This window comes from Gilvimarinus sp. 1_MG-2023 (genome assembly GCF_030548285.1).
In genome coordinates this window covers 1-323 of record NZ_JAUOSC010000574.1, presented here as the reverse complement: position 1 = coordinate 323, position 323 = coordinate 1, and the positions used below count along the sequence as shown (strand labels likewise).

At 55.7% G+C, this 323-nt stretch carries 1 protein-coding gene; it reads left to right on the top strand.

The features are described from left to right. Positions 1–11: 11 nt before the first annotated feature. A partial coding sequence (locus tag Q4563_RS18145) for a lamin tail domain-containing protein (RefSeq protein ID WP_303605497.1) occupies positions 12–323 on the top strand: 312 nt, incomplete at its 3' end.

The window sequence follows — 323 nt, the reverse complement described above, 5'->3', positions numbered from 1 at the left end:
CGGTTGGCCTTTTGCTGCTGGCACTGAGCTGTCAGGCAACACTACTGATCAATGAGGTAGATGCCGACACCGAAGGCAATGACAACGCCGAATTTATCGAGCTGTACAACGGTGGTCGTGGCGCGACGTCATTAACCGGCTACGTACTGGTGCTGTATAACGGCAGCAACGACCGCGCCTATCTGGCGCTGGATTTGTCGGCCAGGCGCACAAATGCGGAAGGGTATTTTGTGGTCTGTGGTAGCGCTGCCACGATCGCTGGTTGCGGCCTGGAAATAGGGAACAATATTCTGCAAAACGGTGCCGATGCCGTTGCCCTGTAC